Raw genomic sequence first — 18172 nt, 5'->3', positions numbered from 1 at the left:
TTCTAAATTTCTTAAATATGCATAATTTTTTAACTTTGTTTTCATGCAACTTGAAACCTACATTAGCGATTTACTTTACAGATACGAATGTGTTACCATCCCAGGATTTGGTGCGTTTTTAACACACCGAGTATCTGCTAGCATAGAAGAATCTACCCATGCTTTTTTTCCTCCTAAAAAAGTGTTATCCTTTAATGAACAAATCCAAAAAAATGATGGGTTATTGGCCCATTATATTGCTGAAGTAGAGAAAATCCCTTTTGAAGTTGCCAATAAAAAAATAGATAAACGCGTAAAACTTTTAAAGTCTTACTTAACTCAAGGTGAGACACTTACTTTTAAAAACATAGGTGAAATAGTTTTTAATACGGAAGGTAAAATTTTATTTGAGCCAACCTACCAGCTAAACTATCTAACTGATGCTTTTGGTCTGTCTAAGTTTGAATCGCCAGCTGTAGCTCGAGAAATCTATAAAGAAACTGCTGAAGCTATTGAGCGTGTTATCCCTATTGGAGTTACTCCAGAAAAGCGTAAAAACAAGTCTTATTTAAGGTATGCTGCTGTAGCTATAATTGCTTTGACTTTAGGTGGATATGTAGCTTCAAATTATTATGTGAATAAAATTGAAACCCATAACCAAGTTGCCCAAGAAGAAGCTAATCACCAACTTGAAACTAAAATCCAAGAGGCCACTTTTAGTTTAAATACGCTTCCTGCAATTACACTTAATGCCATTAAACAAGCAGGAAACTATCATATTGTCGCAGGAGCTTTTAGAGTTGAGGAAAACGCTGTGAAAATGGTCCATCAACTTAAAAGCTTAGGTTATCCAGCAAGATATAAAGGTGTTAATAAATATGGATTACACGAAGTTGTTTATGCCAGCTACGAAACTGGACCCGATGCATTAAAAGCTGTTAGGGAGATACGAAAAACCCATAATAAAGATGCCTGGATTGATGTGGATAGAATATCAGATGAAAAGTCTTTTTACAATAACTTTAGTCCTGTTGATACTCACCAACCAGAAAAAAATGATATAGATGAAATTTCTTCTGAATTAGCGCATACAAATACAGGAGATGATTTTGACTTTAGAAAAAGTCCCAACATTATTCACATTGCAAAAAGTATAGATAATATTAATAGCGGATTTTATTTAGTTTTGGATGCTTTTAAAGAAGCCTCTAAAAGAGATGATTTTATAAAAAGTTTAGAATCTTATGGGTATCCAAACATTCGCTTTTTCTTTGATTCCAAAAGTAATTATTACTTTATTTACAATGAATCTTTTAACGATTTAAAATTAGCTACCAAAGCACTGCAATTAAAAGCTAATAGCCCATCCCATGACAGAATGTTTATTGTAAAGGTGGAGAAATAACAAGATTTTTCATTTACCTTTTGGTTAGACTGGAGACAATAAAAATTTAAGTTTGTTTTTATATCTTAAAACTTAAAAGCATATTACCTTTGTAGCATTAAAACAACAGGAATAATGCATGTAAAAACACCCGAACAGTCCAAAACTGTACTTACCGATATGGTTTTGCCAGGTGAGACTAACCCCTTAAATAATTTATTTGGTGGCGAGTTATTGGCCCGTATGGATCGTGCGGCCAGTATTGCGGCCAGACGCCATAGCAGACGCATTACAGTGACTGCTTCGGTTAACCATGTGGCCTTCACAAAAGCAGTGCCTTTGGGTAGTGTAGTAACTGTTGAGGCTAAAGTATCCAGAGCCTTTAAAACCTCTATGGAAGTGTTCATTGATGTATGGATTGAAGATCGTGAATCAGGCGAAAAAACTAAAGCTAATGAAGCCATTTACACCTTTGTTGCTGTTGATGATATAGGCCATCCCGTTGCTGTTCCTGAGATTAAACCTGAAACTGCTTTGGAAAAAGAACGCTTTGATGCCGCTCTTCGCCGTAAACAATTAAGCCTTTTGTTAGCAGGTAAAATAAAACCTTCCGATGCTAGTGAATTAAAGGCTTTGTTTAAATAAAGTATTTACAAATATTCAATTAATATTGGACAAATAAAAAAATTACTGCCTTCCCTCCTACTACGGCGTTGTATTTAACTCGCTAGAATTTTTCACATCTTATAAATCCAAGTTGATGGATCTTGAGTAGTACTTTCTTTAGAGACCACAAAACTAAGTATAGTTTCCCCTGAAGCTTTATTGGTAGCCACTTCGCCTATAACCTGTTTAGTACTCACCTTATCTCCTTCCTTTACATAAACTTTGGAAAGGTTTTTATAGGTAGTAATATAATTGCCATGGCGTACCATAACCAATGGATTCACATTTTTAAGTGAAATGACACCTATGACTTCACCATTAAATACCGCGCGAACCTGTTCCCCCTTTTCAGTTGCGATACGTACACCATTGCTTTTTATGGTAAGTGACCTGTTAATAGGATGGGGTTGGGTACCATAACGTACTTTTACAATGCCACTTTCTACTGGCCAAGGTAGTTTTCCTTTGTTGGCCAAAAAGTTTGAGGCCAATATTTTTTCTTCGGGTGTTAGGGCAAAATTGGTTGATGATGTAGATTTACCCGCCCGCTTATTTGAAAGTACTATGGCTGCCTTAATTATTTTTTCAATCTCTCTATCTATACGGGCTGCCTCTTGCTGTTTCGCTCTTATTTGTGCCGTATATTTATTAATATTCTTTTTAATGGAACGCATCAACACTTCATGTTGTTGCCTTGTAGATTCAAGTGTTTTTTGAGTTGTTCTATTGTCTGCAATCAGCTTTTCCTTTTCTGCCCGTTGTTTCAATAAATCCTGATTTGTCTGTTGCAGTTCTTGAGTTTTTGCCTTAATGGTTTCGCCTTGTTGCCTCTGGTGATTGGTGTATTGCTTAATGTATTGTAAGCGCTTGTAAGCTTGCTTAAAATCGTTTGAAGACAATAAAAACATAACCCTACTTTGTTTGTTTTTACTCTTATAGGACTTCACTATCATGGCAGCATAATCTTCCTTTAAGGCTTTTAATTCATCACGTAAAGCAGATATTTTTTTTTGATTGGCATTGATTTCCCTAGATAAATAGTTAGCTTGCTGGTTAGTGATCTTTATTAAATTATTAAGCACACTAATTTTATAATTGAAATCCTCTATAAGTGATAATTCCGATTTGGCCTTTGACTTGTTTTCAGCTTGTAAGGCATTCATTTTTTGGATTTCCCTACGTAATTCCTGTCTACGAGTTTCAAGTTCTAGCTTTCTGTTTTGTGAAAAAGCTAGTGTTGTGAAACAAAATAACATGGTTAATATAACTCTAAATATGTGCTTATTTTTAGTCATTACAATTGTATTTCATCATATCCAGAAGGAATTTTAAAAGGAAACCTTAAGTCCTGATTTAATGACATACTTTTAAATTCCAGTTCAACCGTTAACTCCTCAATTGCTTCAACAGCAATAACCTTTATACGCTCTGGAAATGATTGTTTTTGCACTTCCTGATATTGTAAATAATCTATTTGTAAATGTCTTGATAACACTGACTGAGAGATTTGTTGTGATTCTATTTTAAAATGCGACGGATTTAATATATAGAAAATATCGATAAGTCCTTGCTGTCTTTTAGGTTGTAAGGCATATTTCTTATCGTGAATGAATGAACTATACGAACCATCTTTTAAGCTATATAGTGCCTCTCCCAAAAGCAAATTTTGAACCTTTTCAAAATCTAAATCAGTACCTAAAATTTTGCTTAAGTACTTATAATCACCATCAAAATAAGTGTTGTCCAACTTGTTATAAAAACTCACCTTATCTGGTGTAATAAGCACTTTTACTAACGATATTGGTGATGAAGTCAATAATATTTGCTTATCTTTTTCCATACGCAAGTTAACAGTATACCCTTTTGAGGAATTACCATTAATAATATCAATTTTAACCCGGGAAGCTAAAGTTTTAAATTTTGGGGTTCGTTTAATATTTTCCCTTATAACTTGCTTTGTCGTCAAATTTAAATTCGCTTCGCCTAAACTTAAGCTTTTGTAAGACTTACAGTTTAATACTAATATGCAAAATAAAAAGAGTATATAATGGTGCTTTTTCAAGAATCTATTTTTTATTAGACGTTTGTAATTGTTTCGCCTTATCACTAAACGTTTTGGCCTTTGCTGTATTGTTTAACAAAGTATAAGACTTACTTAATTGGTTATAAAAATCGATTTCCATTTTAGTGTTATCGACAATATAATCTATGCCTTCTTCAAGAACCTCTAATGCCTTATTTGGTTGGTTCAATGCATTCAAAGCAACGCCGCTGATTAAATAAAATAGTGGATGTGACGGATATTTTGAAAGTGCATCAGAGCTTTGCTCCAATACATGTTCAAATTGATTTAGATCCAATTTCAATAATAAAACATTTTGCAGTACACTAAAGTTATTATTGTCTAATCGCAACACTGATTCAAAATAATTCAAGGCCTTTTCTTTGTTTCCTTTGACCAAGTAATATTGCCCCAATTCTTCCAATGTTTTAATGTCGCTCTGACTTTCTGCCAAGGTCGTAGCTTCAACCAATTGGGCCTCGTATTCCGGGTATTTATCTACAAACTTTACAAAATCGGATAACACCTTAAGCTTGGCGTCGGGCTTGACTTCTTTACTTTTTAAAATAATCTTCATGGATTCAATGGCCTGCTCTGATTGGTTGTCGTCTAAATAAAACTTATAGAGAGCCAAATGCACCAATTGGGAATTGGGGTTAATTTTCAATAGCTCTTTTGCGGTTTCAAAAGCTTTATCTTTTTGATTGTTTTCACTATAGTGAAAAATAAGTGCTAAGTAATTGGATTCCTTTTTAGGAGTATCATTAACACGCTGTTCCAAATTCTTAATCTGTTCTTTTTTACGTCCCGTAGCTTTATAAATCTGATTACGCAACCGGTCTCTGTTTGCTGAAATGCCATGTGTTTTATCCAATTCGTTTAAAAGTGCTAATGCCTCATCATATTTTTTCGTCCTTACATAAAGTGTGGCCAAATCCTCTTTATAATCAGGGTGGTGCTTAACCAGTTGCTTAATGGTTTCTATTGCCTTTTCGAAATCGTTTTGAGCAGCATAAAACCCATATAGTTCATCCAAATACCATTCATTATCAGGTGCTTTGCTGACCGCTTTTTTTAAGGCGTCTTCGGCAGCAGCAAAGTTTTTAAGTTTGTTGTAATTTTTTCCAAGCTCAAAATACAATACAGCTGGTTCATCATTTAAACCAATACATTTTAAAAGTGCCTCAACTGAACGGTCGTAATTTTCTATCCCCTTTTGCTTTAAGGCTTCATAAAAATATTCCTGAAACTGATCTTCAATATTACCTAAATCATCATCAGGTGTTTTATTAAAATCCACTTGAGCAGAATTAAACCGAGGAACAAGAAATAGTATTCCAAAAGATAAAATAATTATATAGGTCCTTGTCTGCATAAATTATGGGATATAACAAATCTTTTTCAAATAGTATTCCAAAAATTTAAATTAATTAGGATTACTTTCTTCAAGGGAATGACAAAATATTATTCCAATACTGAATAACCGCCAATACTAACCGAAATATAATTTCCATTATACGTAACATGATTGCCAATCATGGCGTTGTCTAAATTAGCGTTTTTAATAGTTGTATAGGTTTGGATTAAGCTATTTTTAACGTTGGAATTTTCTATTATCGAGTTTTCACCAATGGATACATTAGGTCCAATAGTTGTATTTATAAGTTTAACATTATCTCCAAGAAAGCAAGGTTCAATAATTTGGGAATTTTCCAATTGAACAGTTGGCTCAACCAATTGTTCCTCGCCATCTTGCTGCAAAAACCCTAGCATTTTGGCATTTGTCTGAACAGTAATGGCCTTATTGCCGCAGTCCATCCACTCATCTACCTTTCCTGTTTTAAATATAAAGCCTTCGGCCATCATTCGTTTTATACCATCATTAATTTGGTACTCCCCTCCATTAGTAATATTTTCATCTAAAACCTCTTGTAGTTTGTTTTTTAAAACCCCCACATCCTTAAAATAGTATATGCCAATAACAGCATGATCACTTACGTAAATTTTGGGTTTCTCTACCAACTCAACAATTTCCTTTTTATCGTTAAGCTTTACCACACCATAAGCTTCTGGATTATCAACTTGTTTAGTCCAAATCACGCTATCGGCCTGATTGTCCAAATCGAAATCCGCTCGAATTAGTGTGTCGGCATAAGCAATTACCGCAGGTCCAGACAAAGAAGGTTCGGCACACATAATAGCATGACCAGTTCCTAAGGGTTTATCTTGACGATAAATAGAGGCTTTGGCACCTAAGCTTTTGGCCAAATCTTCCAGGCTATCAATCACATCATTTCCAAACCAAGCGGAATCTCCTAAAACAAAGGCGATCTCTTCTATTGGTTGCTTTAATATCTTAGCAATATCTGTTACCAACCTATGTACAATAGGTTTTCCTGCCACCGGAATTAAAGGTTTTGGTACGGTTAAACTATGTGGGCGTAATCTGGAACCACGACCTGCCATGGGGACTATTATTTTCATTTTATGAGTTAAGTCGTCTTTCTATTAGTTGTCAATTTAATTTTTCCAAACACCTATTGTCAACAGATAGGTAAACAAATGTTTTATTTAACATTCTGGTTTCAAAAATCGTTAATTGTAATTCTCTATTTATTTTACCCCAGTACTTCCAAAGCCACCTTCTCCTCTTGGAGTTTCAGATAATGCTTCAACTTCAATCCATTCGGTACGTTCGTGCTTGGCAATCACTAATTGTGCAATGCGTTCCCCATTTTGAATTTCAAAATCCTCATTGGATAAATTCACTAAAATCACTCCTATTTCACCTCTATAATCGGCGTCAATAGTTCCAGGTGCATTTAATACTGTAATGCCTTTTTTAGCTGCCAAACCACTTCTTGGACGAACCTGAGCTTCATAACCTACAGGAAGTTCTATAAACAATCCTGTGCCTACTATACTACGCTCTAAAGGTTTTAGAGTTCTTGGTTCCGATAAATTAGCCCGTAAATCCATCCCTGCTGATGCTAAGGTTTCGTAATGGGGTAAATCGTGATTGGATTTATTAATGATTTTAATATTCATATTATTGTTTTAACAATTGTTTGATTTGCTTTTTCTCAGAAAAAAATACAATTCCCAAAAATACTAAAACAAAAACAGTATTCAAGTAATAATTACTATTGGTATATAAGACTAAAAGAGAAATTATAAGAGCCAAAGCTAAAAAAGCGCCTATTTTTTTTAATTGGTATGGTACAGGATAAAACCTTTGTCCTAAAATATAAGACAAAACCATCATTACACCGTAAGCTGCCAATGTTGCCCATGCCGAAGCCATAAAACCCATTTTAGGTATCATTATATAATTAAACGCGATAGTGATTAATGCTCCAATAACTGATAAATACATCCCATACCGTGTTTTATCAGTAAGTTTATACCAGATTGCCAAATTAAAATAAATACCTAAGCATAAATTGGCCAAAAGTACTATAGGCACGATATCCATAGCTATCCAATAACTTTTGTCTTTAACTAAAAAAACTTTGAAAATATCGAGGTAGGCCACTATGAAAATTAACATAAAACTTCCAAAAATTACAAAGTAATTCATAATAAGTGCATAAGTGTTTTTAGCATTGGTTTCCTTTGAATGTTTAAAGAAAAAAGGTTCTGCCCCTAATCTAAATCCTTGAATAAAGATGGTCATGAATACTGCAATTTTATAGCATCCGCTATAAGCTCCATTTATATCTTTTCCCAACATTTCAGGCAACAACCATTTGTCAAAATTCTCATTTATAACATAGGCTAATCCTGCTACCATTATCGGCCAGCCATAACGAAATAATTGCTTAAAAATGGTAACATCGAACTGAATTTTTGACTTAACGAAGTAAGGTAATAACAATATTAAGGTTGCTATGCTGGCTAATAGATTAGCAATAAAGATGTATTTTACCAAATCGTTACTGTCATAATCAAAAAACTGAATTCCAAATTTGGGAATAGCCCAAAGAAAAAAGAAATTGAGCACTACATAAATAGTGATATTGGAAAGCTTTATTACAGCAAACTTGATAGGTCTTCCTATTGCCCTTAAATACGCAAAAGGAACTACCACAAGTGTATCTAATACTAGCACCCCAATTAATAAATTGAAATAATTTAATTTAAGGTTTACTAAAGCAGCTAATTGCTCATTAAAACTAAAAACAATACTAAAAAATAGTACTGTAGTTGCTGTTAAACTAATCAATGCCGTTGAAAACACTTTCCCTTTTTCACTACTATTGCTAAAAAACCTAAAAAATGCAGTTTCCATTCCATAAGTTAATAATACATTAAAAAAGGCTGCGTAAACATAAAACGTAGTATTGTCAGAATAACTAGAAGTTTCTAAAGTGCTTGTATGTAAAGGCACCAAAATAAAATTCATTAATCTTGGTAAGACAGTTGCTAAACCATAAATAATGGTGTCTTTAAAAAACGTTCTTAATGTACTCAAATATATACCTTTTATATCGCTAAAAATACATTTTTAGAAAACGCTGACCAAAGATAAGTTAAAGCTTCTTTGATGGGGTGCTGGGATAAAAGATAGGTTTATTTTTAATAATCCCAGTAATTTTATAATATTTTCTTTTCCCTCTTTCTGTAAAGCTCAACACACATTCATCCTCCTTCAAATCAAAAGGGCTGTCTTGTTTTATTTTTGGTGCTTTATTACCATATTCAGCAAAGGGTTTGTTAGTCATTACAATATCTGGTTTAGTCGTGGCTATAGAGAACCTCCCAATATAAAGATTTGGGTTTGTTTCTTCTAATTTAACCCCTTTCCTTTTAAAATAAACACTGTCTAAAACAATTTCCGCCGACTTATTTTTAATAGGTATATAAATATTTATACCAGAACCTCCTTCTTTTACTCCTGCAACCCAACTTTGGTAATACACTTCTCCTATATCTACAGCAATTGTATCTTGTAATTTTAATATTGAGGCACATTGAGAAAAACTTAAAGACACAATGGCAATTATACTTAAGGTAATACAGTTACGAAATAAAATCATGGCTTTAAGGTTTTATTTAAAGGTAATTAATCAAATTCTATTCCATAAAAAAACCTTACTATTCTTAGAAACAGTAAGGTTTATATATAATAGAGGTGCTGAAACAAGTTCAGCATGATTATACTTAATTGTTTAAGGCTTCCGCTCCACCAACAATTTCTAAGATTTCGTTGGTAATTGCTGCCTGACGTGCTTTATTATATGATAAAGTTAATTGATCTTTTAACTCTTTAGCATTATCGGTAGCTTTATGCATGGCCGTCATACGTGCACCATGCTCACTAGCAAAAGAATCTCTTATACCTTTATATAATTGGGTTTTTAAAGACTTCGGTATTAATTGCTCAACAATCTCTACTTTTCCAGGCTCAAAAATGTAATCGGCGTTTGTATTGGCACTTCCTTCAACAGGAACAATTGGTAAAAATTGTTCGGTCATTACAATTTGAGTCGCTGCATTCTTGAATTTATTGTAAACAATTTCAATTTTATCAAACTCACCAGCAACAAACTTATCCATTAACAATTGGGCAATCTCTGCAACGTTATCAAAAGTTAAGCTATCGAATACCTCACTTTTATTGGCTATAACCTTATTGGTCTTTTTAAACGCATCGTTAGCTTTCTTGCCTACTACTAAATAAGACACATCTTTACCTGCATAGGTTTGAGAAGCTAATCTATTAACTTCTTTGATAATGTTGGAATTAAATGCTCCTGCTAACCCCCTGTTAGAAGTTATAGCTACAATTAAAACCTTGTTTACTTCACGTTGTGTCGAAAATTTACTCCCAGAATCAGCATCAAGCGTTGCACTCAAACTTTGTAAAAGCTCGGTAAGCTTATCGGCATATGGACGCATTGCCGTAATAGCATCTTGTGCTTTCTTTAACTTCGCAGCCGATACCATTTTCATGGCACTGGTAATCTGCATCGTTGAAGATACCGATGATATCCTGTTACGTATTTCTTTTAAGTTTGCCATTTGGTTTTAGTTATTAGTTATTGGTTATTAGTTAATAGGTGTTTTACGTTTTCCTATTAACCATTAACTATTAACCTTTAATCTTAATATTTCGCAGCTAAATCTTTACAAACACTTGTTAAAGTATCAGTAACCTCATCAGTTAATTTTCCAGCTTTAAGCGTATCTAGAACGTCTCTATGCTTTGCATTTAAAAACTCGATAAAATCTCTTTCGAATTCTTTAACTTTTTCAACAGGAACATTTCTTAATAAGTTTTTAGATCCTGCATATATAATTGCAATTTGATCTTCAACTGTATAAGGATCGTTTTGAGCCTGCTTTAAGATTTCAACGTTACGCTTACCTTTTTCAATTACATTTAAAGTAGAAGCATCTAAATCTGAACCAAACTTAGCAAACGCTTCTAACTCGCGGTATTGTGCTTGGTCCAATTTTAATGTACCTGCCACTTTTTTCATGGATTTAATCTGAGCATTACCCCCCACACGAGATACCGAAATACCTACGTTAATCGCTGGACGTACACCAGAGTTAAACAAATCACCATCTAAGAATATCTGACCATCTGTAATAGAGATTACGTTAGTTGGGATATAGGCCGATACGTCACCTGCTTGTGTTTCGATTATCGGTAAAGCGGTCAAGGAACCTCCTCCTTTTACGATTGGCTTTAACGATTCAGGAAGGTCGTTCATGTTTTTAGCGATAGCATCATCATTAATCACTTTTGCAGAACGCTCCAATAAACGTGAGTGTAAATAGAAAACGTCTCCAGGGTACGCTTCACGTCCTGGTGGACGACGTAATAATAAAGATACCTCACGATATGCTACTGCTTGCTTCGATAAATCATCATAAATAATTAATGCTGGACGACCTGTATCTCTAAAATACTCTCCAATTGCAGCACCGGCCATAGGCGCATATACTTGCATTGGTGCAGGATCGGATGCGTTTGCCGCAACAATAGTAGTATAGGCCAAGGCGCCTCTATCTTCTAATGTTTTAGCAATGTTTGCTACGGTAGATGCCTTTTGACCTACAGCAACATATATACAGTATACAGGATCACCTGCATCGTAAAATTCCTTTTGATTTAAGATAGTATCGATACAAACCGTAGTTTTACCAGTTTGACGGTCGCCAATTACCAACTCACGTTGCCCACGACCAACAGGAATCATTGCATCGATAGACTTAATACCTGTTTGTAATGGTTCGGTTACAGGCTCACGGAATATTACCCCAGGTGCTTTACGCTCTAAAGGCATTTGATAAGTCTTTCCTGAAATTGGCCCTTTACCATCAATCGGGTTTCCTAAGGTATCAACAACACGGCCTACAATATCTTCTCCTACATTGATGGAAGCAATTTTATCGGTACGTTTTACAGTAGAGCCTTCTTTAATGTTCTTTGAATGCCCTAATAACACGATACCAACGTTGTCTTCCTCAAGGTTAAGTACAATACCTTCTAAGCCACCTTCAAACTCTACTAACTCACCATATTGTGCATTAGACAATCCGTATGCACGTACAATACCGTCACCTACAGTAAGTACTGTTCCTACTTCATTTAATGAAGCTGACGCCTCAAATCCTGCAAGTTGTTGTTTTAAGATTGCTGATACTTCAGCTGGTTTTACTTCTGCCATCTTATTTTAATTTAATTCGAGGTGACTTCGAGAATCTTAGTCACCAACTTTTTAGTTTAATGTAAATTCTCTTTTTAATTTGTTAAGCTTGTTAGAAACACTAGCATCATATTGCTGATCTCCAATTCTTAAAATGAAACCCCCTAAAATGTTTTCATCTACTATATTTTCAAGCTCTACCGCTTTATTTGTTAATTTCTTGATTTTCGCCAGCACTTTAAGTTCTAAATCATTGGTCATTGGAAAGGCTGTTGTTACCTTGGCCACTTCTTTACCTTCTAATTGATCAAACAGCACGCTGTACTTTTTAGCCACTTCATTTAGAATATCAATTCTTTTGTTAGTAATCAATACGTCGAACAATCCCGTTGTAATAGCATTAAGCTTTGGAAAGACAGCCAACAATGCTGCTTTCTTAGTTTCAGATTTTGTTACCGCATTATTCAATAGATCGCTAAGTTCTGCACTTTGGTCAATAGTATTGGTGATCAACTTCATGTCATCATTCACAACATCGGCTTTCTTTTGCTCTGATGCCAATGCCAAAACTGCTTTTGCATAACGTATTGCTGCTCTGCTTCCTGCCATTATCCCTAGTTTAATGTTGCTTCACCCAACATAGACTCAACCAATTTAACTTGCTTGTCTTTGTTAGATAATTCTTCGCGAACTACTTTTTCTGCTATTTCTATAGATAGGTTAGCCACTTGCGCTTTTAAGTCTGCTATAGCTGCTTTCTTTTCTGTTTCAATAGAAGCTTGTGCTTGAGCTATTAATTTAGCCGAAGCCTCCTTAGCTTCGTCTTTGGCATCCTCAATCATTTTATTCTTCATTTCCCTAGCTTCCTTCAACATGGCTTCACGCTCTGTTCTGGCTTCTTTTAACAACTTTTCGTTATCTGCCTGAAGATTTTCCATTTCCAATTTGGCTTTTTCGGCAGCATCCAATGCATTTTTAATACCTTCCTCTCTACTTTCTACAGCATCCAAAATAGGTTTCCATGCGAACTTTTTTAACAAAAAAACTAAAGCCAAAAACAAAACTGCCATCCAAACGAACAATCCTAAAGAAAAGCCTCCAAATAATTCTTCCATAATAAATTATATTTTTACCCATAGACAAGCTCAGGGCATGTTTTTTTAATTTAATTTAAAAAGAACAGCTATAACCAACCGTTATAGCTGTTTCCTAGTTGTTTTACACTGCAAAAAGTGCAGCAAATCCAATACCTTCAATTAACGCTGCTGCAATAAGCATAGCGGTTTGAATTTTTCCTGTAGCTTCAGGTTGACGAGCGATTGCTTCCATAGCAGAACCACCGATTCTACCAATACCAATACCTGCTCCTATTACTACTAAACCTGCACCTACGATAGCTGGAATTTCCATAAAATATATAATTAATTAATTAAACATTCAATATTAATGATGATCGTGTTCTTCGACCGCCATACCAAAATACAATGCTGACAACACTGTAAAAATATAAGCCTGTAATGCTGCAACCAACAACTCCAAAATCCCCAACACAAAAGCCAACAAAAACGACAATGAACTACCTAACCAGTTATTGAAAATAAACATCATCCCTATAATACTCATGATTACCACGTGACCCGCTGTAATGTTTGCATACAAACGAATCATTAAGGCAAAAGGTTTAATAATGGTCCCCAATAATTCAATCGGAGCCAATATGATTTTCATTGGCACAGGAACCCCTGGCATCCATAAAATATGCTTCCAATAGTTTTTGTTTCCTGAAAACGTAGTGATAAAATATGTGATTAATGCCAAACACAAAGTCACCGCTATATTGTTAGTCACGTTCATCCCTATTGGTGTTAACCCAAATAAGTTTACTATCCAAACAAAGAAGAATACAGTTAACAAATAACTCATGTATTTTTTATACTTTTTCTCCCCAATGTTTGGAATGGCAATCTCATCACGTACATATAACACAATAGGTTCTAAAAAACGCCCCGCCCCTTTTGGCATACCATTATTGGTTTTATATGATTTAGCCATTCTGCTGAACATAAAAAATAAAATAGCAAAAACCATAGCAATTAATGCCACATTTTTAGTAATAGAAAAATCTAACGGTTTTGCATTTGTCGGATGGTTTTCGGCATCATAATTAATAGTGCCACTTTCATCCGTTTTATATATTTTATTATGATACAAAATATAGTGGTTACCATCTACTTCAGCTACAGTTTCACCATGATGGAATTTTGAAGACGAAAATACTTTTAAACCATCATCCCATAGAATTACTGGTAACGGAAACCCAACATGACTTTCTACACCCTCATGAGTAGTATATGAAAACAATCCGAAATCATAAGAATCTAATAAGTGGTGCTGGATATATTCCTTAATCTCAGTCCTTAAATCTCCTTTAGACTCATCGTGTCCATGCTGTTCTTTTCCATAAGAGACAAAGGTTAATAAAAAAAGTAATGCTGTTATTGGTTTTAAAGCTATTTTTTTTCGCATATCACTTTATATAAGAGTGGCTTAAAAATCGCTGCAAAGGTAATTTTTTATCTCAAAAACAAAAACAATTTTTTCTTTTATTTCCTCGAGCAAAATGAATTGGGGTTTTTAATGAAATTTGCTTCTGGGAAAATAGGGATTCTTAAAGCTATAGATCTAATTATCAATAGCGTTAAAAGCTATAGACAATACTTATTGGTCAATTTCATTAAGCCATTTACTAAGACTTAAGGTTTCTAAAATCAACCCCGTTGCATAAGGTACAAAGAATGCAGCAAATTCTAATTTAGAAACATCTTCATCCTGCTTATAAATAGGATAAAAAACAATAAAGAATACGGTAAACTTTAATACACTACCTGCAAGAAACAAAAATCCCAATTGACTTTTATACTTATTTCGTAAAATATAAAGTAGTCCAAAAACCCCAATTACCAGTAACAGGTTTACGATATAGGATAATACAATTTTATTTTCAAACAAAGGCTGTTCAAAAAGTTTTAAAAACCCCAAGTGTAAAACTAAAGTAATTGCCAAAAGACCTGTTACTTTTACAGCGAAGCGATAAAAAGGGTTCTGCATTAATTATTAATTCTGTTGATTTGTTTTAGAACTACATAAAGTGAAACGCCAACGCCCAGAAGTGTCATAATTATTATATATAGCTTGTCTCCATTGTTGTATTTCACATCCAACCATTTACCTAAAAGCACGAATAGATAAATGGTAACACCCATTTGCACTGCAACACCAGAAAGTGCTGCAACATTTTTAAGCTGTTTTTTCGGATCCTGATCCTTGTTGTCTTTGTTGTTGACCATTGTTCATTTCTTTTACTGCTCCTTTCATCATACAGGTCACATTAAACGTTGCACCTGGTTCTACAGCCAGTTTGCCTACTACCACTTCGCCTTGAATGTAGGCAGTAGCTTTAAGGGTTAAAGTTCCTGAAAGGGCTAATTTGCCATCGAACTTACCCTCAAAATAAGCTTCTGTCCCTTGAAGGGTTCCTTTAATAGTTCCTTTTTTACCAACAACTACCTTACCTGTGGTTTTTAAATTGCCCTCAATGGCACCATCAATTCTTAGGTCTCCTTCACTATTAATATCACCAACAATTTTGGTGCCTTGTGCAATAATGTTTTGACTTGATGCTCCTTCTGTCATGTTTTTGTCTTTTTTGTTTTCAGTAAACATAATTTGTAAACTTAATTGTTATTTAAACTTAAATATGCTTCCAAGTTCTTATGGATTTGAATAATTTGATAATTACGTGATGATATTGCAAAATATGGTTTTCCTATTTTACGTTTATCTTCCTTAGTCAATAATTGGTCAAATGTCTGTGCTACTTGTCCATTGTTAAACCCATGAACAAGTACAAAAGCTGTTTCAGGACTATAAACATCTACAGATGACTTAAGGTCGTAATACTTCATGTTTTTTAGTACAGTATCCAATTCCTGCTGAAAGCCTAACATGATTTCCCTATCCGCTTTATCAAACTGAAAAACAACTTTATAATGATTTGAAATGCTATCGTTGGCCTGCACAAACTCTGTACTTGATAGCTGCGGCAACACCCTAGATTGTATTTCTTGGGCATTTATCCCTTCTGAGGTGTTTGCATAAGTAACAGCTATATAATTAATGGCTTCACTATACGGCTTATATCCATATAATCGGCCAGTTGCCGTTGCCTTCAATAGCTCAAATTTAGAAACAATAGGGTCGCCATCAAATGCATTTATATATTCCTCACTCTTGGCTATTACCGTTTCGTAATCTTGATTTAAATGTTGTTCATAAAGTACCTCGTATAAACTTTCTGGGCTGTTGTCATCCGCTAAACCAGCCAATTCTGGATTGGTTAAAATGATTGCATATCTAGAGTCTGGGTAGTTGGTAATGATTTCATTCTTAGCTATTTCAGATTCATCTTTTTTACCTAAGGCCTCATAAATTTTATGCAAATTGTATTTAGAAGGCAATACCAAACGCTCCTCTGGATTGCTGTTTAATAAATTTTGAAATTTGTCCTTTGCCAGTTGATACTCCTTAAACTTCTCCTTATAAATCAATCCTAATTGATAATAAGCGTAATTACGTTCTTTCCAGATACTATCAATTTCTTTTTCTTCGGAAGGAATCTTGGAAATGTAAAATTGAGGGTCGTAACGCTCTTCTTCGGTTGCTATAGCCAATAAATCGCCTCCAGATATAACTCCGAGCCCACTAGTTCCAGCTTTACTAGACCATCGCCAATTATCCTCCAACGTTCTGTTACCCCAAATTTTAACAAATTCATTTTTACCATAAGCCACTGTTGTTGGATTGTAAAAATAAAATGTGCTCACCTGCCCTGGTAAACCACCAAAACTTGGGTTAAGGTTTTTACCCGATGGGTTATTTAAAGATTTACCTTTTATTCCCCTTGAAGTGATTATTCCTTTATTTCTACTAAGTGCTTCCTCTAGTTCTTTGTCCTTTTTTGCCTTTTCCTGCAAACTATCGGTAAACGCTTCAAAAAATACCAATCTTTCATCCTCTGGCAAATTTATTAAGTGTAATAAACTGTCATTCACTTGTGCTACATTTTCGTAATAAATAACATCCTCTAAATTATCCCGTTTCTTTTTAATAATACGAAACGGTTTAGAATCCTGTACCAAGTTACCCATGGTACTGTCATAATATTGCCCTGCTTCTCTATATAAAGAAGCATCGAAATTCATGTCCCCAAGAATTTGATAATTCTTAGCTTTTAAAAATTTGTCTGGAGAATTGGTGCGTAATGATTTATTATAATAGGCCTTAGCTAGCGAATCGGAACCATTACTAGCATGGTAAACTGCAATTTGATGATAAATTTTATCCAAAAAAGGTCTATTTTCACGATTTTCCTCCAATTCAGCAAGCAGTTCCCTTAACATAACCTTATCTCCATTGTTTAAATTGAAATTTTTGATTTTTTCAATATGGGCACTAATCATATAGATTCTGGGAGTCTTTCTGTTGAGTTCAATGACACGATCGAAAGCTATATTGGCACTGTCCTTATAACCTAATTGATTATAAAGCTGTCCTTGAATAAAACGATAACGCCCCCGCTCATCATTATTTTTGGTTGCAGTTGCGGCAATTTCCAGTTGCACTATAGCGGTATCTATTATTTTTTCGTTTACATAGGCTTGGGCGAGTGTTGAAGTGGCATCGGCCAAATCTTGTCCCTCTATATGTTCCTGTCTTAACAATCGTTTCAAATTTTTTATGGCCAACTCGCTATTTTCCAAACGCATATTGGTTTTCTCACGCCATATTTTAGCCTGATTAATCTTATCGCTTGCAGGATATTTATAAAGAATGTAATTGAAGGCCTCTAGGGCCGGTACGAAACGCTGATCGAAATAACGGGCTTTACCTAAAAGCAAATAGGCTTCATCCATTTGCGGATTTTTTTCCCTGCCATCAATATTCATACTATGTTTTTGAATGGCCTTTACCGCTTTTTCTTCAGCTCTAGAAAAGTTTTCACTTTTGGATTGCCCAGGAAGCATCACTTCATCCAATACTTCCATACGCTCAATAGGAAGAACCTCCCAATAGTTATCCTGATAGCTTTCGTTTAAGCTGTTGCGCCCTTCTTCTAAAGCTAAGTAACCATTATAAAGTGGATTGAATTCTGTAGTAATGGCATGGTAATTTCTACTTACAAAATTATCCTTCTTCCTAGAACAGCTTGCGAGTATGACAATGGAAACAACAATGACCAGTAACCCTTTGGAGAATGCTTTCAATACCTTGATTATTTAGTATTATAAATAACTGTAAACCCTTGCATATATTATGCAAGTAGGTAAAAATAAGCATCTTTTTTGATTATGCTATAAAATC

19 protein-coding genes are annotated in these 18172 nt (G+C 34.5%); 2 read left to right on the top strand and 17 right to left on the bottom strand.

Translation table 11 applies throughout. The features are described from left to right. Positions 1-43 precede the first annotated feature (43 nt). Complete coding sequence (locus tag K7G79_RS06170; protein WP_370634195.1) at positions 44-1384, top strand: SPOR domain-containing protein; 1341 nt, start codon at positions 44-46, stop codon at positions 1382-1384. A 114-nt stretch (positions 1385-1498) separates the two neighbouring features. Further along, positions 1499-2008 carry an acyl-CoA thioesterase gene (locus K7G79_RS06165; protein ID WP_223550186.1) on the top strand — a complete coding sequence of 170 codons (510 nt, stop codon included), beginning with the start codon at positions 1499-1501 and terminating at the stop codon, positions 2006-2008. A gap of 92 nt (positions 2009-2100) precedes the next feature. Here the strand turns inward: K7G79_RS06165 and K7G79_RS06160 are convergent, their stop codons facing one another. The 17 genes from K7G79_RS06160 to K7G79_RS06080 all read right to left on the bottom strand — a co-directional run bounded on the left by K7G79_RS06160 (position 2101) and on the right by K7G79_RS06080 (position 18075). Beyond that, on the bottom strand, positions 2101-3324 hold the full coding sequence (locus tag K7G79_RS06160; RefSeq protein ID WP_223550184.1) for a murein hydrolase activator EnvC: 1224 nt from the start codon (positions 3322-3324) through the stop codon (positions 2101-2103). Beyond that, positions 3324-3995 (bottom strand): DUF4292 domain-containing protein, encoded by a 672-nt coding sequence (locus tag K7G79_RS06155; RefSeq protein WP_223550182.1) that lies wholly within the window; start codon positions 3993-3995, stop codon positions 3324-3326. The genes K7G79_RS06160 and K7G79_RS06155 overlap by 1 nt, the downstream gene beginning before the upstream one ends. A 100-nt stretch (positions 3996-4095) precedes the next feature. Beyond that, positions 4096-5466 (bottom strand): lipopolysaccharide assembly protein LapB, encoded by a 1371-nt coding sequence (locus tag K7G79_RS06150; protein ID WP_223550181.1) that lies wholly within the window; start codon positions 5464-5466, stop codon positions 4096-4098. Positions 5467-5555: 89 nt separating this feature from the next. After that, positions 5556-6575 (bottom strand): sugar phosphate nucleotidyltransferase, encoded by a 1020-nt coding sequence (locus K7G79_RS06145; RefSeq protein WP_223550178.1) that lies wholly within the window; start codon positions 6573-6575, stop codon positions 5556-5558. 129 nt (positions 6576-6704) lie between these two features. Then, entirely contained in the window at positions 6705-7139 is a 435-nt protein-coding gene (dut, locus tag K7G79_RS06140; RefSeq protein ID WP_223550177.1) for a dUTP diphosphatase, read from the bottom strand. A 1-nt stretch (position 7140) separates the two neighbouring features. Then, the gene (locus tag K7G79_RS06135; RefSeq protein WP_223550175.1) at positions 7141-8565 is read right to left on the bottom strand and encodes an oligosaccharide flippase family protein; all 1425 of its coding nucleotides are present in this window, start codon (positions 8563-8565) and stop codon (positions 7141-7143) included. Between the two features lie 58 nt (positions 8566-8623). Continuing rightward, positions 8624-9130: a hypothetical protein gene (locus K7G79_RS06130; protein WP_223550173.1), complete on the bottom strand. Its 507-nt coding sequence runs from the start codon at positions 9128-9130 to the stop codon at positions 8624-8626. 124 nt (positions 9131-9254) lie between these two features. After that, positions 9255-10115, bottom strand: coding sequence for an ATP synthase F1 subunit gamma (atpG, locus tag K7G79_RS06125; protein ID WP_223550171.1), 861 nt, complete (start codon positions 10113-10115; stop codon positions 9255-9257). Between the two features lie 83 nt (positions 10116-10198). Then, entirely contained in the window at positions 10199-11773 is a 1575-nt protein-coding gene (gene atpA, locus K7G79_RS06120) for a F0F1 ATP synthase subunit alpha (protein WP_223550170.1), read from the bottom strand. A gap of 51 nt (positions 11774-11824) precedes the next feature. Further along, on the bottom strand, positions 11825-12361 hold the full coding sequence (gene atpH, locus K7G79_RS06115) for an ATP synthase F1 subunit delta (RefSeq protein ID WP_223550168.1): 537 nt from the start codon (positions 12359-12361) through the stop codon (positions 11825-11827). A 5-nt stretch (positions 12362-12366) separates the two neighbouring features. Beyond that, positions 12367-12867 carry a F0F1 ATP synthase subunit B gene (locus K7G79_RS06110; RefSeq protein ID WP_223550166.1) on the bottom strand — a complete coding sequence of 167 codons (501 nt, stop codon included), beginning with the start codon at positions 12865-12867 and terminating at the stop codon, positions 12367-12369. Between the two features lie 103 nt (positions 12868-12970). Beyond that, positions 12971-13162, bottom strand: a complete 192-nt coding sequence (atpE, locus tag K7G79_RS06105; protein ID WP_102756010.1) for an ATP synthase F0 subunit C — start codon at positions 13160-13162, stop codon at positions 12971-12973. A gap of 33 nt (positions 13163-13195) precedes the next feature. Beyond that, a complete protein-coding gene (atpB, locus tag K7G79_RS06100) occupies positions 13196-14278 on the bottom strand; it encodes a F0F1 ATP synthase subunit A (protein WP_223550164.1) in 1083 nt (360 codons plus the stop codon). Between the two features lie 192 nt (positions 14279-14470). Continuing rightward, positions 14471-14860 (bottom strand): hypothetical protein, encoded by a 390-nt coding sequence (locus tag K7G79_RS06095; RefSeq protein ID WP_223550162.1) that lies wholly within the window; start codon positions 14858-14860, stop codon positions 14471-14473. Continuing rightward, positions 14860-15099: an AtpZ/AtpI family protein gene (locus K7G79_RS06090; RefSeq protein ID WP_223550160.1), complete on the bottom strand. Its 240-nt coding sequence runs from the start codon at positions 15097-15099 to the stop codon at positions 14860-14862. The genes K7G79_RS06095 and K7G79_RS06090 overlap by 1 nt, the downstream gene beginning before the upstream one ends. Further along, positions 15050-15475: a polymer-forming cytoskeletal protein gene (locus K7G79_RS06085; RefSeq protein ID WP_223550158.1), complete on the bottom strand. Its 426-nt coding sequence runs from the start codon at positions 15473-15475 to the stop codon at positions 15050-15052. The genes K7G79_RS06090 and K7G79_RS06085 overlap by 50 nt, the downstream gene beginning before the upstream one ends. Positions 15476-15486: 11 nt before the next feature. Continuing rightward, positions 15487-18075 (bottom strand): hypothetical protein, encoded by a 2589-nt coding sequence (locus tag K7G79_RS06080; protein WP_223550156.1) that lies wholly within the window; start codon positions 18073-18075, stop codon positions 15487-15489. Positions 18076-18172: the final 97 nt, after the last annotated feature.

Origin of the sequence: Aestuariivivens sp. NBU2969 (assembly GCF_019931125.1) — a bacterium.
GTDB classification, from domain to species: Bacteria; Bacteroidota; Bacteroidia; order Flavobacteriales; family Flavobacteriaceae; genus Aestuariivivens; species Aestuariivivens marinum.
The sequence above is the reverse complement of the archived record's forward strand: the minus strand, read 5'-3'. Positions and strand labels throughout refer to the sequence as shown.